The following is a 19,267-nucleotide window of genomic DNA, read 5'->3' as shown; positions in this document are numbered from 1 at the left end:
ATGGCTGTGCTCGTCACCGGCGCCAGCGGCTTCCTCGGTGCTCATGTGCTCGAGCGGCTTGCCGCGTCCGGCACGCTGGCGCTCGGGCTCGGCCGCGATGAAGCGCGCTGCGCCGCGCTGGAGGCCGCCGGCCATCGCATCGTCCGCCACGATCTCGCGCAGCCGCTCGATGGCGCGCTCGATCCGAGACTTGGCAGGGTCGAGCGGATCATCCATTGCGCGGCGCTCTCTTCGCCCTTCGGCCGCCTTGCGGATTTCGAGGCGGCCAATGTCACGGCGACACGGAACCTGCTCGACTTCGCCGAGCGGCAAGGCGTCAGCCGCTTCGTCCACATCTCCAGCCCGTCCGTCTGCTTTGCCTTCCGCGACCAGCTTGGCCTCGCCGAGGATATGGCCTTGCCGGAGCCCGTCAATCACTATGCCCGCACCAAGCGCGAGGCCGAAAAGGTCGTGCTCGGCCGCCCCGCCATCCATCCGGTGGTGCTGCGGCCGCGCGGCATTTACGGCGCCGGCGATCGGGCGCTGCTGCCGCGGCTGATCAAGGCCGCGAGGAGCCGGCCTTTGCCACTGTTTCGCGATGGCCGGGCGGCCATCGACCTCACCCATATCGACGATGTCGTCGACGCGGTGATGGCGGCGCTTGCCGCGCCCAGGGAAGCGGAGTGCGAGATCTTCAACATCTCCGGCGGCGAAATGCTGCCGGTCCGCCGCATTGCCGACGAGGCCTGCGCCCGCGCCGGTATCAAGGCGCGCTGGCGGCCGACGCCGCTCATGCCGGCGATGCTGGCGGCCGGCCTGATGGAAGCGGTGGCGCTCCGGTTGCCTGGCCGGCCCGAGCCGCCGGTCACGCGCTATGGGCTCGGTCTCTTCGCCTATGCGCAAAGCCTCGATCTCTCCAAGGCGAAGCGGATGCTTGGCTGGGCACCGAAGATCTCGTTCGAGCAAGGGCTTGACCGCACGTTTTCCGGTGGGGCGCAGGCATGAGGATCGTCTTCGCCAACAGCGCCTGGGTGAGCGCCGCCGAGCGATTGATCCTGCGCGGCGGCAGTTGGCAAAGTGTCAAGCTGCGCGTCCGCTACGGGCTGATCTTTCACCCAACTGCCGGGCCGGTGCTCATCGATACCGGCTATACGCAGGAAGCTTTGAGCGGGGCGCGACGCGGCCGGATGCTGCGGCTCTACGGTGCGCTGCTGAAACCCGAGCTCAATGCGGCCGAACAGGTCCTGCCGGTGCTTCGGCGTTTCGGCCTGTCGCCCGATGACATCCGCACAATCATTGTCACTCATTTCCACGTCGACCACATTTCGGGCCTGTCGCTGTTCCGCAACGCTCGCTTCATCGCCAGCGATGCCGCCTGTGCGCGGGTCAAGGCGCGCAGCCCGAGGCAGAATCTGCGCCATGGCGTCTTTGCCGAACTCTTCCCGCTGGATTTCGAGGCGAGGCTGGAGGGCCTGTCCGCGAAGCGGAGGGTCGAGGCGCGCGAGGATGTACCCGGCGGCGCCGATCTCTTCGGCGACGGCAGCGTGATCGCGGTCGATCTGCCTGGACATGCCGATGGCCAGTTCGGCCTGCTGTTCAATGGCCTCGACCGGCCGCTGCTCTACGCCGTCGATGTGCAATGGCTGCTCACAGCCTTGACCGAAAACCGCACGCCGGGTTTCCCTGCCACGCTGATCGCAGAGGATGCCGCGGCGATCGAGCCGACCAGCGCCATGCTGCGCCGCTTCCTCGCCACCGGCGGCGAGGTGATGCTCTGCCATGATCCCGCTCCGACATCTTATGATCTCGCGCCGGAGGCCGCATGAGCGGGCTGGCGGAAGCGGCAGGCTGCTTCGCCCTGACACGCTGGGTGTCGCGCAAGACCCGGCCCGGCTTCGAACGCTGGCAGGCGGCCGCCTTGCGGCGCTTCCTTGACCGCGACCTGCCGCGCGCGTCCTTTTACGGCAAGGCGCCGGCGCACCTCACCGACTTGCCGATCACCGACAAGGCGCTGCTGATGGCGCGCTTCGACGAATTCAACATCCACGGTCTCACCGCCACGCAAGCCTGGGCGGCCCTGGCGCGCGATGGCCGCGCCGGATCGCTCACGGTCGGCGCCAGCACCGGAACATCGGGCAATCGCGGCTTGTTCGTGATTTCCGAGGCCGAAAAATACCGCTGGCTGGGCGCGATTCTGGCCAAGGCGGCGCCGGATCTTCTGTGGCGCGGCATGCGCGTCGCCGTCGTCCTGCCGCAGAACACCGGGCTCTACGACAGCGCCCGCAAATCGCGCCTGATCAAGCTCGCCTTCTTCGATCTGACCGCAGGGCCGGAGAGCTGGCGCGGCGCGCTCGAAATGTTCGACCCGACGGTCATCATCGCGCCGCCAAAAATCTTGCGCCATTTCGCGGCCGAAAACTTCCGGCTCCGGCCGAAGCGCGTCTTCTCCGCCGCCGAGACGCTCGATCCGGTCGATCGCCCGGTGATCGAAAATTTCTTCCGGCTGCCACTCGACCAGATCTATATGGCGACCGAAGGCCTGTTCGCGGTGACCTGCCGGCAGGGCGGACTGCATCTTGCGGAAGACTCCGTCTTCTTCGAATTCGAGCCGGCGGGAGAGGGGCTGGTGACGCCGCTGGTGACGGCCTTTCGCCGCCAAACCCAGATCATGGCGCGCTACCGGATGAATGACCTTTTGCGCCTGTCCGGACAGGCTTGCGGCTGCGGCTCGCCGCTGCGCTGCGTCGACGAGATCGTCGGCCGCATGGACGATGTCTTCCGTCTTATGTCACAGGACGGCCTGATCCTGGTCACGCCCGATGTGCTGCGCAACGCCGTGCTCAAGGCCGACCGCCGCATTGACGACTTTCGCCTCGTCCAGACCGCGCCGGACAGGGTCGAGCTCAGGCTTCCACCGACGTTCGCGGAGGAAGCGGCTGTGGCCGCTCATCAGGCAGTCCGCGCGCTGCTGGAAATGCGAAAGGCGGTCGCTACCGTGACGCTCATCCGCGCGCCGCTGCCGCTGGAAACAGGCCGCAAGCTGCGCCGCGTCGAATGCCGCCTGGAGCCGGCGCGGTGAGCGGCGCGGCGATGATGGAAAGGCCTGCGCAGCAGGCCGACCGGGTCGAGAACAAGCCGGCAAAGGTCGAGGCTTTTGTGAGGCTTTTCAACGAGGTGCCGGTGCGCGATCTCATCTCTAACCTGAAGACGAAAGTCGAGACGTTCGAAGTCGCCAGGCGGATTTTTCCGCTGACGCTGAACGACGCCGATGAAGCGCCCAACTGCTATATCTGCTGCCCGACCTGCGCCTATATCGACTATGCGATGGACGAGACGCGCAACTTCGCCGCCCACCCGCTGCTGCAACGCGCGCTCAACGCCCTGATTGGGGCGTGCGCGCCGCTTGTCAGGGCAAGCGGCCTCGACCATCAGGCGCAGGTCAACAACTGGCTTTATTCGACCAACCCGGTGCCGTTGCTCGACCGGCCGGCGGCCGCGTCGCTGCGCGCGGCCCTGACCGGGCGTTTCCCCGATCGCGCCATCGTCATCCGCTCGTTGAACGATATCGCCGATCCAGCGACCATGGCCGCCTTGAAGGCCGAGGGATTCCGCATGCTGGCGGCGCGCCAGATCTACATCTTCGCCGACCGCAGCGCATCGCCCGCAATGACGCGCGACATGAAGCGCGATCGCGCCCGCCTGCGCGCGACGCCGTTCGAGCGGGTCGGCAATGGCGATTTCACTGAGGCCGATTATGCGCGCGCCGAGCAGCTCTACAATATGCTCTATCTCGACAAATACACGCCGCTCAATCCGCACTACACGGCTCGCTACATCGCCGAAATGCACCGACGCGGCATCATCGGCCTGGCGGGGCTGCGCAGGCCGGGCGGCGAGCTGGTCGCCGTCACCGGCCTGTTCGAAAACGGCGGTACGCTGACCCAGCCCATCGTCGGCTACGACACGGGCTTGCCGGTGGCCGACGGGCTTTATCGCATGATGATGGCGATGGGGCAGGACCACGCCACGGCGCGGGGCCTGTTCTTCAACATGAGCGCGGGTGCCGCCGATTTCAAACGCCGGCGCGGCGCGGTCGCCGCGATCGAATACAACGCCGTCTATGCCGGGCATCTTGCGCTTCGCCGGCGCCTGGCGATCCGCGTCATGGAGACCGTGCTGGCGCTGGTCGGCATTCCCCTGCTCAGGAGGTTCGAATTGTGAGCGAGCGGCGTGGGGAGGATCATTGGCAGGCGGCGGCGCTGTCCGCCGATATCGGCAAGCGGCCGAAGCGCATTCTGTTCGACGGCGCGCCGGTGGTGCTGTTCCGCTCGGCGCAGGGCATCGCCGCGTTGTTCGACCGCTGTCCGCACCGGCTGGTCGAGCTGTCGACCGGCAAGATCGTCGGCGGCGAGATCGAATGCCCCTATCACGGCTGGCGTTATGACGGCGAAGGCCGCTGCACCGCGATCCCCGGCCTTGTTGGCGCCATGCCGCACTACCGGGTCCGCCGCTACGCGGCGATCGAGCGCGACGGCGTCGTCTTCATCTCGTCCGGCACGCCGCGGGGCGAGCCTTACCTGCACTGCATGCAGGGCAGGGATATCATCGCGCGGCGGGTTCGCTCATCGACGCAGTCGACGGTGATCGACGCCGCCGAGAACATCCTCGACGCCACCCACACCCACTTCACCCACAAAGGCCTGCTGCGCGGCCTCACCTCCAAGCGCCATCTGGTTCGGGTCGAGGTGACCGGCGGCGAGGGCTGGGTCGAGGCCAGCTACACTGGCGAGGACCGCCAGCAGGGCCTCATCAGCCGGTTGCTCGAAGGCGAGCGCGCGAAAACCATTGGTCGCTTCCGTCATCCCGGCATCGCCGAGCTCGAATATTGGGGCAAGGACGGGCTGGTCCTGGCCACCACCTTTCACCTCCGCCAGGCCGACGAACGCACCGTCGAGGGCGTCGGCTGGCTTATCGGCCGGCGCCAAGGCCTGTTCGGCGAACTCAAGGCGCTGGCCTTCAAGCCGCTCTTCACCGTCGCGCTGCACCAGGACCGCCGGGTGCTGAAATCGGCCAGCGACAACGCTCGGCTGCCGCCGCAGGCCCTGCCGGTGATCGGCCCGCTTGATTTCTTGCGCCGCGACATCGCCGCGATCATGGAAGGGAGGATGCCGGCGGCGGCAGGTGAGGCAAGGGTGCATTATATCGAGCTGTGAATTATAGTTCACATACCTTGATTTGAATGTTTTCGTGAATTATAGTTCACGCATGATCGAGGTCCGGCAGACCGCCGATTTCACCAACTGGCTGGACGCGCTTCGTGACACCGCGGCTCGACAGCGCGTCGTCGCCCGCATCCGTCGGGTCGAGATCGGTAACATCGGTGATGTCAAATACTTCGATGGCATCGGCGAGCTTCGGATCGACCATGGCCCAGGCTACCGGCTCTACTTTGTGAAGATTGGAAACGCCGTGATCATACTGCTCTGTGGCGGCGACAAGTCCAGCCAAAGGCGCGACATCGCAAGGCGAAACAGATGGCAAAGGAGATATGACGATGCCTCTCGAAACCACCCGCTTCGACATTCTCGACCACCTGAAAACTCCGGAGGATCGCTTGGCCTACATCGAAGCTGCCTTCGAGGATGGCGATCCCGCGCTCATTACGCACGCGCTCGGCGACGTAGCGCGCTCCATAGGCATGACGGCCGTGGCGAAAGAGGCTGGCGTTACGCGCGAGGCGCTTTATAAGGCGCTGAGCGAAAAGGGCGATCCGCGCCTCAGCACGCTGTTGGGCGTCACCAAGGCGCTGGGTTTGCAACTTGAGGTCAAGCCTATCGGCCCGGGCTCGCTCAGGGCCTGAAGCGCCTCAACCAGGCCCATTCCATTCGATATCACGCGTCGACGCCGCCTGCAGGCCGATGCGTTGGCGCAATGCCACTCGCGCAACCTCCAGCAGCGCCGGCCATTGTGCCTTCACCGGCGCGGAATCGCCTGGCCAATCGAGCAATTCCTCGCCCATTCGCATCGCTTTGCGAAAGCGGCCGAGGCCGCCTGAACGCAACGCCGCAGGCAGGCCATAGATCCACATCGCGAGTCGCACGGTTTGCGGCGCGGACACATCGGGAATGACTTCCTGACCGTCGCCGAGCACGGCATCCACAAAGCGCGCCGGATTGCGGAAGAAATGCAGGCCGCTCACGGCGCGCGGGTTGCATTCGAGCGGCAGCACGCGGCCATCCGCCTCGCGCATCAGGTCGAAGGAGATCTGCCCGGTCCATGCGGTGCCGGCGACGATGCGCTCGACCAGATCGCGCGCGGCATCGTCCTCGACCCGCTCGAAGAAGATGCCGGCGCCTTTGCCGGCGCGGTAGAGCGAGCGGTAGAGCCCAAGCGCCTTGAGCCTGCCTTCTTGCGCCACCGCATAGGCGCTGATCTCCTTGCCCTCGACAAAACGCTGCGCCACCCAGGGCATGGCGGGCGAGGGCACGATCGCATCGAGGAAATCCGGTGTCGGACGCAGCAGAACGTGGCTGGCGAAGCGCGACCAGACCGGCTTGAACACCAGGTCGCGTGAGCGGCCACGTACCGCCTCCAGATCGTCGCGGGAATTGAGAAGCGTGGTCTCCGGCACCGCCAGGCCAAGCTGTTCAGCCAACCGGATGAAGCTGTGCTTGTTGTGAACCTGCGCCAGCAACCCGATATCGGGGGCGAACAGTTGCGCCGGCATGGTCCTGCCGCGCCAGGCGAGCGCGAGGTGAAAGACCTCCTCGCAGGTCGGGACGACCATCTCGACGCCTTCCGCTCGGACCAGCGCCTCGACCGCCTCGGCATAGGCTTGCGGCTCGAAGCGCGGCGGCGGCAGCCGGCAATAGCGCGCGCAGGCCTTGCTCGCCGCCGCGATGGGCCGCGCCGGCGTGTCGGCCAGGATCACCCTTTTCCCGGCGCCATGGAGAAGGCGCGCCAGATGCAGCGCCACCGGCGCGCGTGCCCCTGTAATCAGGATGGATCTGTCAGCCCTCGGCATCGGTCATTCGCGGTCGTTCCCGTCGCGAGGACCGATGCGCGAAATCAAGGCGATTGGCAATGCAGCTGGTGCCGGCCAGTCTGCCCGATCACTTCCGGCGCGCCTTCGGCTTTTCCACAGCCGCCGGCTTGCTCGGCCAGTGCCAGCCATCGCCCTCGCCATGCGCGGGCTGCGGCCGCGCCACATAGGCGAGCGCGCCATTGGCCTCGAGATAGACGCGCGACAGCATCTCGGCGAGCACGCCCGACGTCACCGCCTGCAGCCCGGCGATCACCAGGAAGAAGCCGGTGATCAGCATCGGCCTGGTGCCGATATCCTGTCCCAGGAAAACCTTGATCGCAAAGAGATAGGCAAGAATCAGCGAGCCGAGCACGCCGAGCACGATGCCGATGCCGCCGAAGAAATGTCCGGGCCGCGTGCGGTAGCGCAGGAAGAAGAACATGAAGACGAGATCGAGCACCACGCGGAAGGTGCGCGAGATGCCATATTTCGACTGGCCGTGGATGCGTGCGTGATGCGTCACCACTTCCTGGGCGATGCGGCGCGGCGTCGTCACCGTCGCCAGCCACGCCGGGATGAAGCGGTGCATCTCGCCATAGAGCCGCACGCTGCGGATGACGCTGCCACGAAACACTTTCAGGCTGCAGCCATAGTCCTTGAGCTGCACGCCGGTGACGCGCGCGATCAGCCTGTTGGCGATGCGCGAGGGCAAGCGGCGCATCCAGAAACCTTCCTTGCGGTCCTTGCGCCAGCCGGCGACGAGGTCGAGATCCTCGGTCAGCAGGCGGTAGACCATGCGTGGAATGTCGAACGGGTCGTTCTGCAGGTCGCCGTCGAGTGTCGCGATGACGTCGCCGCGCGCGGCGTCGAGGCCGGCCTGCATGGCCGCGGTCTGCTTGTAGTTGCGCACCAGTTCCACGCCATGCACATGCGGCCCGTATTGAGCCGCCAGCCGGCGGATCTCGGCGGGTGTGGCGTCGGTGCTGCCGTCGTCGACCAGCACCACTTCCCAGGGCTGGCTGTAATTCTCCATCGCCTGATGGATGCGGACGAGCAGCGGCTCGACATTGTCAGCCTCGTTATACATCGGGATGACGATGGAGAGCTTGTGCTCGGGCATGACGGCGCCCTCGGGCAGTCCCGATGCGGGAATGGGAAGCACGTTCATGGCGGTCATTTCCTTGCCGGTCCTGCCGTCGGGGTTTCCGGCAGCGTCGATTTCGAGGGGAACAGCCAGGCGATCGCACCGGTTGCGACCGCCGAGCAGAGGATGAAGAGATGCAGCGCCAGCGCCGCCTGCAGGCCATCCTTCATGGCAATGCCGGAATAGAGCAACGCGGCTGCGGCGCCCGCCTCATAGGTGCCGAAGCCGGCGACGCCCTGCACCGGCAGGATGGCCGCGGCTTCCGCGCCGACGGCGCCCGGAAAGGCGGTCTGGAAGGAGATGTTGAGCAGCATTGCGAGCAGCCATCCCTGCACGCCGAGCTTCAGCGCCCAGTTGGCGATCGTCCACCACCAGCCATAGCGTGAGCGTCCCGTCGCTTCGGTGAAGATATCGCGCAATTTGCCGAGCTTCGAGACGATCCTGCCGCCAGTGGTCCAGTTATGCGGCGCGCGCGCCCAGCGCGGCAGATACCATGCGGCGGCGATCAGCGCCGCGATGCCGGCGGCCCTGAGCGCCGGATGCAGGCCCGGCCAGACCAGGCAGGCCAGCACACCGACGACGAAAGCGTCCTGCAGCCGAAACCAAAGCAGCGAAGCGCTGGCGCGCACGATCGAGACGCCGAACACCTGGCGCAAGAGGATCGGGAAGGCCGTCTCGCCGCCGCGGAACGGCACGACATTGATCATCGCATTGTGGATCAGGATGACGCGAAGCACGGCGCCGAAGCGGCCGTTCACATCGTCGCGAAACTCGTCGCAGACACGCAGCGCCCTGAGCACATAGGTAACGAACAGCGCCGCCGCCACCGCCACGAAAGCGCCGGGCGTGATGGAGGCGAAAGCATCGCCCACCATCTTCCAGCGCTGGTCGCTGGCAAGCCATGCCAGCAGCGCCAGAGTGACGATTATCGATATCGCTCGCTTCAATCAGGTCTCCAATGGGCCGCCCGGCCGGGGCGGAAGCGCTGTCCCGAGGGCCTGCAAAGCGGCAACTCTCGAATGTCGGCCCGGCCGGCGGCGGTCCGACATCGGATCCGTGCCAGCTTTTTCAAGGCGCTGTTCCTATAGAGCAGCGGCGGCGGCGAATCCACAAGCTTGGTTGGAGCGTCGATCGAGGCGGCGAAAGGCGGGCGGGGTTCGCGCCCGCCCGCTTTGCCGGATAAGCTATGCCGGGATAAGTCTTACTGCCCGGCCATCTCTTTCTTGAACTGGTCGAAATCGACCTGCATGCCGTTGAAGATGGTGCTCCAGTGGCGTGTCAGCGCGGCCATCGCGACGGCTTCCTGGATCTCCTCGTCGGTGGCGCCGGCGTGCTTGGCGTTCTCGGTGTCCGACCAGATACAGTAGCTGCACGGGATCTGCGCCGCGACCGCCAGCGAGATCAGCGACTTCTCCTTCGGCGTCAGCGCCGTTTTGTCGCTGAGCTCGATGGCCTTGACCTCGGCCCACGCGCCGGGCAGACCGGCTTTCGGGAACTGTTTCACGAAGCTCGGCACGCCGCCCATCGTCGACTGGATGTCCTTGAGGGTGGCGTCATAATCATCGGCCCGGGCGGGCGCGGAAGCCAGAGCAGTGGCAAACACGCTCGCGGCGGCGATGAGCGAGGCGGAATGAAGGCAGGAATGCACGGTTGAGACGATGCGATTGACTGACATGATCTTCTCCTCTGGTTTTTGTTAGCCTTACGTTGTAAGGTGTGTGGAAGATGAACCTTACAGTGTAAGTTGTCAAGCGCCGCCATGGATGCACAGAGCAAAAAAAAGCGACCCCGCGGAAAGCTCTCCCGCGAGATGATCGAGGACGCCGCCTTCGAGGTGATCGAGCGGGAAGGGCTTTCCGGCTTTTCGATGCGCAAGCTCGCCGCCAGGCTCGGCTGCGAGGCGATGAGCATCTACCACCACTTCCCCTCGCAGGCGCATCTGTACGAGGCGCTGGTCGACCGGCAGATGAGTAGGCTTGTCATCCCTGACAACAGCCTGCCGTGGCGCGAGCGGGCGCGCGTCGGCATGCAGGAGTTCCGCCGCGTCGCCACCGAGCACCCGGCCTTCGCGCCCTTCATCGTCGTCTATCGCATGAACTCGCCGCCCTGCCTCGCCAAGCTCAACGCCATCATCGGCCTGTTCGAGGATGGCGGTTTCGGCCCCGAGCTCAGCGCCCGCCTGTTCCGCGCCGCCGGCTATTATCTGATGGGCGCGATCCTCGACGAGACGGCCGGCTACGCCAAGGGGCCTTCGGCGGTCACCACCGTCAGCGACGAGGAACTGGCGCGCGACTATCCGAGCGTCATTAAGGCCGGCGCCTATTTCGGCGCCAGCGGCTTCGACAAGACTTTCGAGCTTGGCCTGGAAATGTTTCTGGACGAGATGGAGCGGGTCCGCGAAGCTGCCCGAAACGAACCCGCCAAAAAATAGCGGCGATCTCGCCCAGAAAACCAAGGCTCTGAATGCGCTTCCTCTTTGTCCTTCTCCTCATCGCCGGTGCCGCCATCGGCATCTTCTATCCCTGGGCGATGAGCAATTTTTCCGGCCATGCGATCGGTACTTACCGCGTCTATGAGGGAGGCCGCTTCCGGCCGGTCACCGTGCAACTCGCCGCAAGCGACGCGCCGGTGCGGGTGCTGGTCGACTTGACCGCGCGGGCCGAACGGGTCGCGGGCCAGCAGCGCACGGTGCTGACGCTGACCGCGGCGAACGGCGGCCGCACGGAGCTGGCGTCGGCGCTCTCCTTCAACCACACCGACAATCCCCGCCAGGCGAGCCCGCAGCTGCCCGACAAGATCTTTCGCGACGAGGGCGGCGTCATCGATAGGGTCACGCCCGGTCCTTATGTGTTCACCGTCGGCCCCGGCGATGCCGACGGCATCGACATGCGCGCGGTCGATCTTATCCTGCGCGCCGGCACCGGCTCGATCGACGAACGCGCGCAGCCGGCCGGCTATACGCTGATGGGCGTCGGCCTTGCCGGACTGGCGCTGTCGCTGGTCTTCGGGCGCCGCGGCGGAGGCGATCCGCAGAATCCCAATTCGCAGCCGCCACCGCCACGCTGGGGCCGCAACGGTTCGCCACGAGCATGATGCCGAAAAGTGTGAAGCGGTTTTCGGTCGACATCATGCTCTCTAGAGGTAGGCGCGCATGAATTATCGCCACGCCTACCACGCCGGCAATTTCGCCGATGTCGTCAAGCATGCCGTGCTCGCGCGCCTCGTCGAATACCTCAAGCAGAAGGATAAGGCGTTTCGCGTCATCGACACCCATGCCGGCATTGGCCGCTACAACCTTGCCTCGGTGGAGGCAGGCAAGACCGGCGAATGGCAGGGCGGCATCGGCCGGCTGGCCGAGGCGACGCTCGAGCCGCGGGCGGCGGCGCTGCTTCAGCCCTATCTGGAGGCGGTGCGCGCGCAAAATCCCGACGCCGGCCTCAAGCACTATCCCGGCTCGCCGCTGATCGTGCGACATCTCCTGCGCAACCAGGACCGGTTGACGGCGGTCGAACTTCACCCCGAGGATGCCGCACGGCTGAAATCCGTCCTCGTCGGCGATTTCCAGGCGAGGGTGATCGAGCTCGACGGCTGGCTGGCGCTGGGCGCGCAACTGCCGCCGAAGGAGAAGCGCGGCCTCGTCCTCATCGATCCGCCCTTCGAGGAGGAGGGCGAGTTCTCCAGGCTCGTCGATGGCCTGCTGAAGGCGCATCGGCGCTGGCCGGGCGGCATCTATGCGCTCTGGTACCCGATCAAGGATCGCAAGGCGGTGACCGCTTTCCGCGCGGCGCTGAGGGAGACCGGCATTCCAAAACTGCTCGACATTGCCTTCGATATCCGGCCTGCCTCGAACGAACCCAGCCTCGACGGCAGCGGGATGGTGGTGGTCAATCCGCCCTACACGCTGGAAGGCGAATTGAAGGTGCTGTTGCCCGCCCTTCACAAGGCGCTTGCTCTCCGGCAGCCGTCGCGATGGACGCTTGATTGGCTGGCGGGCGAGTAGGGCGACCGCGCGCCTAAGCCAGCGCCGTAGGCGTCACACCGGTCAGCCGCCGGCTTTCGCGGATCAGATGCGCCTGGTCGGCATAGCCGGCCTCGATGGCGAGCAGCGCGGTCGAAGCTTCGCCCTGCTGCTGTTGCAGGCGCCGGAACCGGTGGAAGCGCAAGATGCGGTCGAGCGTCTTCGGGCCATAGCCGAAGGCGTCCTCGAAGCGGCGTCGCAGCGTCCGTTCGCTCATATGCAAATGGCGTTGCAGGAAGGGAACCAGCGGCGTTTCCGGCGACAGGCCCTCGTCGAGGACACCAAAGGCCCGGCCCATCCGCGGGTCCAGCGCGTCGCGGCCCTCGGTGTGCATGCCCACCGTCTCTTCCAACTGCCGCAGCATGGCCGGCAGATCGGTCGTAGCCTTGATGCGATCCGACAGTTCGCGGGCACGCGTGCCCCATAACTCCTCGAGGTCCAGCCGCCCGCCGACGATTTCGCTGGCCGGCACGCCGAGCCAGCCGGCGGCCGCGCCCGGCCGGAAGCGGAAGCCGACGATCACCGCGCCGGCGGCAGGCGTCTCGATCTGTGGCTCCCTGTCCGGCCCGGCAACGCGGAAGCGGCCGTCGATCCATTGCAGGTCGATCGTCGCGTCAGGCGTGATGACGATGGGCGGAGCGGCGCGCTCGTCCATGCGGTGGACCCAGATCGCACAGAAGGCATCTGCCAGGCCTTTGCCAGCGGGCCGTTCCCGGAAGAAGCCGGTTGTCTGCGCCAGGACCGGTTCCATCTCTTCTCCGATCTGCTCCGGCGGATGCCGGATCGGTGCGACGGTCAATTTGGCCGAAATCTTCAAGGCCGGCCACTTCATCCATGGCAGAACAGACGCAGCCTGATGGCGCCCATCGGCGCGTTTGCCGACCAGATCCGATTTCGGATGTTGGTTTCGAATATAGAAAGGAGTGAGAGAAATGAAAGCTCGCATCACCGTATTGACGCTCGGCGTCGACGATCTGGAAGCGTCGCTCAAATTCTATCGCGACGGCCTCGGCCTGCCGACCGAAGGCATCATCGGTCGGGAATTCGAGCATGGCGCCGTCGCCTTCTTCGAGCTCGCCGGCGGCCTGAAATTCGCCATCTACGAACGCGCCAACATCGCCTGGGATGCCACGGTGCCGCAGAGCGGCCGCAGCCCGACCGAGCTCACCATCGGCCACAATGTCGGCAGCGAGGCCGAGGTCGACGCCGTGATGGCCGAGGCCGTCAAGGCCGGGGCGCGCGTGGTCAAGCCGGCGCAGAAAACCTTCTGGGGCGGCTATGCCGGCTATTTCCAGGATCCCGACGATCACCTGTGGGAGGTCGTCCACAACCCGGCCTCCGTCCCCGAGGACTGAGCGGAGCGAAGCAGATCATCGAGAGGAGGCCGCCATGCCTGGTCAAACCGTTCAAGCGCTTGGCGCTCTCCTCATCGGTGGCGTGTTCGTCTTCGCCGGCATCGAACATTTCCTGAAATTCGGGGCGATGCGCGGCTATCTGGCCGCGCAGAAATTTCCGGCTCCGGCCTTGATGCTGGCCGCCGGTTCGGCGGTCGAGATCGTTGCGGGTTTCCTGCTTGCCGTTGGCATGGCCCGGCCCTTCGCCGCCGGCGCGCTGGTCATCTTCACGCTGGCGACGAACGCGATGCTGCTGCGTTTCTGGGCCAGCGAGGAACCGGAGCGCCAGGTGCTGCGCAATGCGTTCCTGATCAACATCGCGGTCATCGGCGGGCTGCTGCTTGCCGGCACGTTTTAGGCTGTATGGAGGTTCAGGCGATGCCGGTATGACCTGAATCTCCATGCAACCCAATTAGCTGGTCAAGTCTGGAACGAAGTTTTGCGGAAACCATTGTTTTCGCGACCGCTTGACCGCCGCCAAGCGAATCCGCACAGTGTGCGGAACCGACCTTGAGAGGCTGTCATGACTCGCTTCGCCCATTCCGCCCTTGCCGCGCTGGTTGCGCTGTCCACTCCCTTTGCCGCTCCGCTGGGCTTCACCCAGGCGGCGCAGGCCGCAGACCTTTCCGTCTACAGCGGCGACGATGGCAGCGTCTGCGGCGAAAGCTGGGTGCTGAGCAAGATCACCGACCGCTTCTCCTACCAAGTGCATCACGTGCCGCACCTGCCGGATGTCGCGATCACAGATTTCCGCAACATCCGCCAGCATCGCTACGAGCCGGCGAGCGACGAATGGCCGATCGGCCGCCACTATTGCCGCGCCACCGTCAACCTGTCGGACGGTCGCGACCGCTCGATCTTCTACCTGATCGAGGAAGGCCAGGGCTTTGCCTCGATCGGCGACAATGTCGAATTCTGCGTCTCGGGCTTCGACCGCTGGCTGGTTTATAACGGCCGCTGCCGCGTGCTTAGGTAAATTTTCCGGCTGATAGGCAGGCCGGAGGGGCGCTGTCCCGCCGGCCTATCCTTTTCTCTCAACCATCACCGTCACCAGCCCGCGCCAGCAGCAGCGCGCGCTCCCGCTCATTTGCTGTCAGCTCGGCGGCGCGGCGGAATTCGGCGCGGGCCTCCTCCATCTGTCCGAGCCTCGCCAGAAGGTCGCCGCGCACCGTGGGCAAGAGGTGCGACTCTTTCAGCCGCAGTTCGTCCCGCAGCGCATCGGCGATGGCCAGCCCTTGCGCCGGTCCGAACGCCATGCCGGCGGCGACCGCCCGATTGACCTCGACGATGGGCGAGGGCGCCGCCAGCGCGAGCGCTTGGTAATAGGCGGCAATGGCGATCCAGTCGGTGTCGGCCGCGCTCACCGCGCGGGCATGGCAGGCGGCGATCATTGCCTGCAGCTGATAGGGACCGGGCGTCGGCGTGAGCGCCATCGCGCGTTTCAATCGGTCGAGGCCGCGCCGGATCAGCGACCAGTCCCAGCGGCCGCGGTTCTGGTCGAGCAGCAGGATCGGATTGCCGGCTCCGTCGGTGCGGGCGCCGAAGCGCGAGGCGCCGAGTTCCATCAGCGACAGCAGTCCGATCGCCTCCGGTTGCTCCGGCATCAGCGTCGCCAGCAGGCGGCCGAGGCGCAGTGCCTCGTTGCCGAGATCGGCGCGCAGCCAGTCCGGTCCGGAGGACGTGACATAGCCTTCGTTGAAGATCAGGTAGATCACCTCCAGCACAGCAGTCAGGCGCTCGCGCCGCTCTTGCCCGCGCGGCGTCTCGAAGGCGATGCCGGCGTCGCGCAAGGTCCGCTTGGCGCGCACGATCCGCTGGGCGACGGTAGCCTCGGGCACCAGGAAGGCGCGCGCGATCTCCGGCGTCGACAGTCCGCCCAGCATCCGCAGCGCAAGCGCCGCGCGCTGCTCTGCCGGCAGCACCGGATGGCAAGAGGTGAAGATCAGTCGCAACAGATCGTCGTCGATATCCTCGTCGAGCGCCGCCTCGATGTCGGGCATGGCGCACTCCAGCTCGGCGAGATCGACGGCCAGCTGCCGATGCTTGCCGTCGATCAGCACGGTGCGGCGCAGCCGGTCGAGCGCGCGGTTCATGGCGACCCTGGTCAGCCAGGCGGCCGGGTTGTGCGGAATGCCGTCGCCGGGCCAGCGCTCCAGCGCCTCGACAAAGGCATCCTGCACCACCTCCTCGGCCAGCCCGACATCGCGCAGGGTGCGGGTGAGCCTGGCGGCGAGTTTCGGCTGCTCGATCCGCCAGACCGCTTCGACCGTTGCAGTCGTGGTCAATCCTTGAGCTCGTCGAACCCGTCGACGACCTTCTGGACGTCCTCGGGAAAATCGTTCATCTCGAAAACGCGCCGGACCTCGATGACGTCGTTTTCTCCGGCGGGGCAGCGGCGTGCCCATTCGATGGCTTCCTCGGGCGAGCGCACGTCGATCATCCAATAGCCGCCGAGCACTTCCTTGACCTCGGCGAACGGGCCGTCGGTGACGGCTGGCTTGCCGCCATTGAAGGAAACCCGCGCGCCCGAGGACGGCGGATGCAGCCCGTCGAGCGCAAGCAGCACGCCGGCCCGCTTCAGCTCTTCATTGTATTTCATCATCGTCGCCACGGCCTCGGCTTCGGGCCTGACGTCGGGAGCCGCGGTCGCGTAGCCGCCGGGGATCATCAGCATCATGAAACGCATCTTTGTGTTCCTTCGGTTTGCAGAATGCGATGATACGACGAACGGCGATCGTCGGAATCGACAGTCGATACGAATTTAATTGCGATGCCGGTAACCGAGGAGGCGCGGGCATGCGGCCGGCGCCAGCCTGTCTGCCGTCGCTGCCTCAGGCTGCCCTGCCGCCCGATACGTAAGCCTCGATCAGCTCGACCAGTTGCCTCTGCAATTCCGGCGCGTCGAGCATGTTGCGCCGTGCCGCGTTGTGGATCACGCCTTCGATCGCCGAGGAGAGCACGCGCGCCATCGTCTCGGTATCCTTGCGGCGCTTGCGGTACTGCGCGACGGCCGCCGCGTAATGTTCGAGATAGCGCGTCTGGAACGAGGCATGCGCGGCACGCGAGCCGCGGTCGCCGGGCGCCTCGTCGAGGAGCACCTGGTGCAACGTCGGATGGATCGAGTGCGCGCCGATCATGCCGCGCACCAGCTCGCGCGCGAATTGCCTGAGCGGCTTCTCGTCGGCCGCCGCTTCGCGAATCACCGACAGCACATGATCGAAGTGACGGCGCCGGATCGCTTCGACCAGAGCGAGCTTGTCGGGGAAATATTGATAGAGCGAGCCGATGCTGACGCCTGCGGCCTCCGCCACCTTGTTGGTGGAAAAGCCCGCCCAGCCGAGCTCGCTAAGAACGCGAGCACCGGCTTCGATGATCGCCTCGACGGTGGCGATCGAACGCGCCTGGCGCGGCTGCTTGCGCATGCGCGCGGCCGGCTTTGCAATGCGAGTAGACATCCTGGCCCGTCTCCCGAGAATATAAACAGGATACTCACATTCATTTCACCAACGCAAATGGGCCGGAACATGAGCGCCAAGACCTTGCTGAAGAGCCTGCTTGTCTATCAGGCCTGGGCGAATGATGAGCTCGCGGGAAAGATTGCGGGGATGGATCCCTCCCGCGATCCCGAGGAGCGGCGCGCCGCGATCCACCTGATGAACCATATTCATGTCGTGTCGCGGATTTTTGCCGCGCATCTGAGGGGCGTCGCCCATGGCTATGCGAGCGACAATACCCGGACACGCCCGAACCGCGCGCGTTGCGCGTCGCCTTGGCCGAGATCGACGGCTGGTATCTCGACTATCTTGAAACCGTTGCGGAGCAAGAGCTTGCCGACCCGGTCGCCTTCACCTTCACCGACGGCGACAGGGGCTGCATGACGAGGCAGGAGATGCTGACCCATATCGTCTTGCACGGCAGCTACCATCGCGGCGAGATCGGCCGGATGCTGGCCAGGACCGCGCACTCGCCGCCCTGGGACACCTACGCCGTCCATCTGCACGGGGTCGAGCCGGCGCGCCGCCTGCGGCGCGGACGCCAACCGGCGGGCGCTTGATTGTGGCGCCTGAATATGAGCCTTAAGCTCACTTTAAAGCGCTCAAGCTTTGGCCGTCGCGCATGGCCGGTTCATCTGTAGATGTTTCTGCTGGACAAGATGAAGTCGACGTCCGACGGCTTCTTGTCTATTATGAGCACTCTGCTCACATTGTGATGCAAGGTTATGCCGCCGGTCGGTGGAGGATCGGGCGATAGAAGCCGCGCGAAAATCTGTGGGCCAGGCCGTCACTTCGAAAGTGACAGATTCGCTCACAATTTTTCAATGAGATGCATCTTCGAGCGTTTCGTGTAACCAAAATTCAATAACTGAAAATCATTGTGTTGCTTCGCTGGCTAGACAGTCGCGAGTCAGATATGCATAGACACGCCGGGTCACTCACGACCATCGGCAAAACGCAAGGGGCATCGCATGGCAAAGACGACAACCAAGGCGCCGGCGGCGAAAGCGCCGGCAAAGAAGCCGGCAGCTAAGGCTGCCGCGAAACCTGCAGCAGTGAAGAAGGCAGCGGCCAAGCCCGCCGCCAAGGCTCCGGCCAAGGCAGCGGCGAAGGCTGTGGCTAAGCCCGCCGCCAAGAAGCCGGTGGCGAAGGCAGCGGCCAAGCCCGCCGCCAAGGCCGCGGCGAAGCCGGCGGCCAAGCCTGCCGCCAAGAAGCCGACAGCCAAGGCCGCGGCCAAGCCCGCCGCCAAGGCTCCGATGAAGGCCGCCGCCGCCAAGGCACCGGCCGCTGTCAAGAAGGCAGCTCCGGCGAAGAAGCCGGCCGCCAAGAAGTAATCGCGTAGCTTCGCTCGCGAACCGCAACAGGTGAGGGCGGGTGCCACCTTGGCATCCCTCTCGCCAATTCGGTGTCAGAGCGAGCGGAGTTGGAGCGGACGCTCCTCCTAAAAGCTCTCGGAAATTTTGCCGCCAGGCAAAACGTCCGGGAGCTTTTTCTTTGGGGTGCCTGCGCCGGCAAGATGCATTGGCCAATCCGGATTGCCCGGCTGGCCGTTGCCCTTCGGATCCCGATCGGTCAACAGTGCCGTAAACAACTGGGAACCCGATCATGCCGAAACTGCTCTACGCTTCCACGTCGCCCTACAGTTCGAAGGTCCGCATGGCGGCCGCCTATGCCGGCATCGCGATCGACCTCGTGCCGGTCAAGACGGAGGACAAGCCCGCCGATCTGATCGCGGCCAATCCGCTCGGCAAGATCCCGGCGCTGGTGCTGGAGGACGGCCGCTCCATCCATGACAGCCGCGCCATCACCCAGCATCTCAACCGGCTGTCGAAGAGCGCCCTCTTCCCGCGCAATCCGGACAAGCGGCTCGCGGCGGAAGTTCTCGAGGCGCTGGCCGACGGCATCTGCGACTGCGCCCTGTCGATGGTCTACGAGCGCCGCACGCGGCCGGAGGCGATGGTCTACCAGCCCTGGCTCGACCGCCAGTGGACCAAGATCGCCACCGCGCTCGACTTCATCAACGCCAACCCGCCGAAGCTGCCGAAGAAGATCACCGCCGGCCACATGGCGCTGCGCGCCGCCCTCGGCTATCTCGCGTTGCGCTTTTCCGGCCAATGGGAGAAAGGCCACAGCCGGCTCGTGCGCTGGGCCGCGAGGTTTGACGAGAAGTTCCCGGAGCTGAAGGCAAGCGTGCCGGGGTGAGAACTGCCAATT

General features: G+C 65.7%; 24 protein-coding genes and 1 pseudogene. 16 read left to right on the top strand and 9 right to left on the bottom strand.

Annotated features, from left to right (window positions below; genetic code table 11):
- The 7 genes and pseudogenes from FJ430_RS26295 (at position 1) to FJ430_RS26265 (ending at position 5,839) form a co-directional block, all read left to right on the top strand.
- Complete coding sequence (locus tag FJ430_RS26295) at positions 1-984, top strand: NAD-dependent epimerase/dehydratase family protein (RefSeq protein WP_140703196.1); 984 nt, start codon at positions 1-3, stop codon at positions 982-984.
- On the top strand, positions 981-1,805 hold the full coding sequence (locus FJ430_RS26290) for an MBL fold metallo-hydrolase (protein WP_140703198.1): 825 nt from the start codon (positions 981-983) through the stop codon (positions 1,803-1,805). The genes FJ430_RS26295 and FJ430_RS26290 overlap by 4 nt, the downstream gene beginning before the upstream one ends.
- The gene (locus FJ430_RS26285) at positions 1,802-3,058 is read left to right on the top strand and encodes a F390 synthetase-related protein (RefSeq protein WP_140703200.1); all 1,257 of its coding nucleotides are present in this window, start codon (positions 1,802-1,804) and stop codon (positions 3,056-3,058) included. The genes FJ430_RS26290 and FJ430_RS26285 overlap by 4 nt, the downstream gene beginning before the upstream one ends.
- Entirely contained in the window at positions 3,055-4,200 is a 1,146-nt protein-coding gene (locus tag FJ430_RS26280; RefSeq protein WP_226891924.1) for a GNAT family N-acetyltransferase, read from the top strand. The genes FJ430_RS26285 and FJ430_RS26280 overlap by 4 nt, the downstream gene beginning before the upstream one ends.
- On the top strand, positions 4,197-5,192 hold the full coding sequence (locus FJ430_RS26275; protein ID WP_140703204.1) for a Rieske 2Fe-2S domain-containing protein: 996 nt from the start codon (positions 4,197-4,199) through the stop codon (positions 5,190-5,192). Before FJ430_RS26280 ends, FJ430_RS26275 begins: the two co-directional genes overlap by 4 nt.
- A 52-nt stretch (positions 5,193-5,244) precedes the next feature.
- Positions 5,245-5,451, top strand: a pseudogene (locus FJ430_RS26270) (type II toxin-antitoxin system RelE/ParE family toxin); the annotation flags it as partial.
- Between the two features lie 142 nt (positions 5,452-5,593).
- Positions 5,594-5,839, top strand: coding sequence for an addiction module antidote protein (locus FJ430_RS26265; protein WP_413467804.1), 246 nt, complete (start codon positions 5,594-5,596; stop codon positions 5,837-5,839).
- Between the two features lie 6 nt (positions 5,840-5,845).
- Here FJ430_RS26265 and FJ430_RS26260 read toward each other — a convergent pair whose 3' ends face one another.
- The 4 genes from FJ430_RS26260 to FJ430_RS26245 form a co-directional block, all read right to left on the bottom strand.
- On the bottom strand, positions 5,846-7,003 hold the full coding sequence (locus FJ430_RS26260) for an ATP-grasp domain-containing protein (protein WP_140703208.1): 1,158 nt from the start codon (positions 7,001-7,003) through the stop codon (positions 5,846-5,848).
- Between the two features lie 88 nt (positions 7,004-7,091).
- On the bottom strand, positions 7,092-8,171 hold the full coding sequence (locus FJ430_RS26255; protein WP_140644506.1) for a glycosyltransferase family 2 protein: 1,080 nt from the start codon (positions 8,169-8,171) through the stop codon (positions 7,092-7,094).
- 5 nt (positions 8,172-8,176) lie between these two features.
- Positions 8,177-9,094: a lysylphosphatidylglycerol synthase domain-containing protein gene (locus FJ430_RS26250; RefSeq protein ID WP_140651834.1), complete on the bottom strand. Its 918-nt coding sequence runs from the start codon at positions 9,092-9,094 to the stop codon at positions 8,177-8,179.
- A 254-nt stretch (positions 9,095-9,348) separates the two neighbouring features.
- Entirely contained in the window at positions 9,349-9,822 is a 474-nt protein-coding gene (locus FJ430_RS26245) for a carboxymuconolactone decarboxylase family protein (protein WP_140703210.1), read from the bottom strand.
- Positions 9,823-9,957: 135 nt separating this feature from the next.
- Between FJ430_RS26245 and FJ430_RS26240 the strand changes: the two genes are divergently transcribed.
- Genes FJ430_RS26240 through FJ430_RS26230 form a run of 3 tightly spaced genes read left to right on the top strand, consistent with a single transcriptional unit; the run spans position 9,958 to position 12,147 of the window.
- Entirely contained in the window at positions 9,958-10,578 is a 621-nt protein-coding gene (locus FJ430_RS26240; protein ID WP_226891923.1) for a TetR/AcrR family transcriptional regulator, read from the top strand.
- 32 nt (positions 10,579-10,610) lie between these two features.
- Positions 10,611-11,240, top strand: coding sequence for a hypothetical protein (locus tag FJ430_RS26235; RefSeq protein WP_140703214.1), 630 nt, complete (start codon positions 10,611-10,613; stop codon positions 11,238-11,240).
- A gap of 58 nt (positions 11,241-11,298) precedes the next feature.
- Positions 11,299-12,147: a 23S rRNA (adenine(2030)-N(6))-methyltransferase RlmJ gene (locus tag FJ430_RS26230; RefSeq protein ID WP_140703216.1), complete on the top strand. Its 849-nt coding sequence runs from the start codon at positions 11,299-11,301 to the stop codon at positions 12,145-12,147.
- A 13-nt stretch (positions 12,148-12,160) separates the two neighbouring features.
- On the opposite strand, the gene FJ430_RS26225 is transcribed toward FJ430_RS26230, so the two are convergent.
- Positions 12,161-12,916, bottom strand: coding sequence for an AraC family transcriptional regulator (locus FJ430_RS26225; protein WP_140703218.1), 756 nt, complete (start codon positions 12,914-12,916; stop codon positions 12,161-12,163).
- Between the two features lie 181 nt (positions 12,917-13,097).
- Here FJ430_RS26225 and FJ430_RS26220 point away from each other — a divergent pair, with 181 nt between their 5' ends.
- From FJ430_RS26220 to FJ430_RS26210, 3 genes are all read left to right on the top strand, one after another.
- Positions 13,098-13,520, top strand: coding sequence for a VOC family protein (locus FJ430_RS26220; RefSeq protein ID WP_140703220.1), 423 nt, complete (start codon positions 13,098-13,100; stop codon positions 13,518-13,520).
- Between the two features lie 34 nt (positions 13,521-13,554).
- Positions 13,555-13,917, top strand: coding sequence for a DoxX family protein (locus tag FJ430_RS26215; RefSeq protein WP_140703223.1), 363 nt, complete (start codon positions 13,555-13,557; stop codon positions 13,915-13,917).
- Between the two features lie 165 nt (positions 13,918-14,082).
- Positions 14,083-14,535 carry a hypothetical protein gene (locus FJ430_RS26210; RefSeq protein WP_140644515.1) on the top strand — a complete coding sequence of 151 codons (453 nt, stop codon included), beginning with the start codon at positions 14,083-14,085 and terminating at the stop codon, positions 14,533-14,535.
- 58 nt (positions 14,536-14,593) lie between these two features.
- Here the strand turns inward: FJ430_RS26210 and FJ430_RS26205 are convergent, their stop codons facing one another.
- The 4 genes from FJ430_RS26205 to FJ430_RS26190 all read right to left on the bottom strand — a co-directional run bounded on the left by FJ430_RS26205 (position 14,594) and on the right by FJ430_RS26190 (position 17,254).
- The gene (locus FJ430_RS26205; RefSeq protein WP_140703226.1) at positions 14,594-15,844 is read right to left on the bottom strand and encodes an RNA polymerase sigma factor; all 1,251 of its coding nucleotides are present in this window, start codon (positions 15,842-15,844) and stop codon (positions 14,594-14,596) included.
- Positions 15,841-16,245 (bottom strand): YciI family protein, encoded by a 405-nt coding sequence (locus FJ430_RS26200; RefSeq protein WP_140644517.1) that lies wholly within the window; start codon positions 16,243-16,245, stop codon positions 15,841-15,843. The genes FJ430_RS26205 and FJ430_RS26200 overlap by 4 nt, the downstream gene beginning before the upstream one ends.
- Before the next feature lie 145 nt (positions 16,246-16,390).
- Complete coding sequence (locus tag FJ430_RS26195) at positions 16,391-16,981, bottom strand: TetR/AcrR family transcriptional regulator (RefSeq protein WP_140680075.1); 591 nt, start codon at positions 16,979-16,981, stop codon at positions 16,391-16,393.
- Positions 16,982-17,059: 78 nt separating this feature from the next.
- Positions 17,060-17,254 carry a hypothetical protein gene (locus FJ430_RS26190; RefSeq protein ID WP_226892270.1) on the bottom strand — a complete coding sequence of 65 codons (195 nt, stop codon included), beginning with the start codon at positions 17,252-17,254 and terminating at the stop codon, positions 17,060-17,062.
- A 62-nt stretch (positions 17,255-17,316) separates the two neighbouring features.
- On the opposite strand from FJ430_RS26190, the gene FJ430_RS26185 reads away from it, so the two are divergent.
- The 3 genes from FJ430_RS26185 to FJ430_RS26175 all read left to right on the top strand — a co-directional run bounded on the left by FJ430_RS26185 (position 17,317) and on the right by FJ430_RS26175 (position 19,255).
- A complete protein-coding gene (locus tag FJ430_RS26185) occupies positions 17,317-17,613 on the top strand; it encodes a DinB family protein (RefSeq protein ID WP_319022994.1) in 297 nt (98 codons plus the stop codon).
- A gap of 411 nt (positions 17,614-18,024) precedes the next feature.
- On the top strand, positions 18,025-18,387 hold the full coding sequence (locus FJ430_RS26180; RefSeq protein WP_181175234.1) for a hypothetical protein: 363 nt from the start codon (positions 18,025-18,027) through the stop codon (positions 18,385-18,387).
- A 271-nt stretch (positions 18,388-18,658) separates the two neighbouring features.
- Positions 18,659-19,255: a glutathione S-transferase gene (locus FJ430_RS26175; RefSeq protein WP_140703228.1), complete on the top strand. Its 597-nt coding sequence runs from the start codon at positions 18,659-18,661 to the stop codon at positions 19,253-19,255.
- Positions 19,256-19,267: the final 12 nt, after the last annotated feature.

This window comes from Mesorhizobium sp. B2-8-5 (assembly GCF_006440675.2).
Classification (GTDB): Bacteria; Pseudomonadota; Alphaproteobacteria; order Rhizobiales; family Rhizobiaceae; genus Mesorhizobium.
The sequence above is the reverse complement of the archived record's forward strand: the minus strand, read 5'-3'. Positions and strand labels throughout refer to the sequence as shown.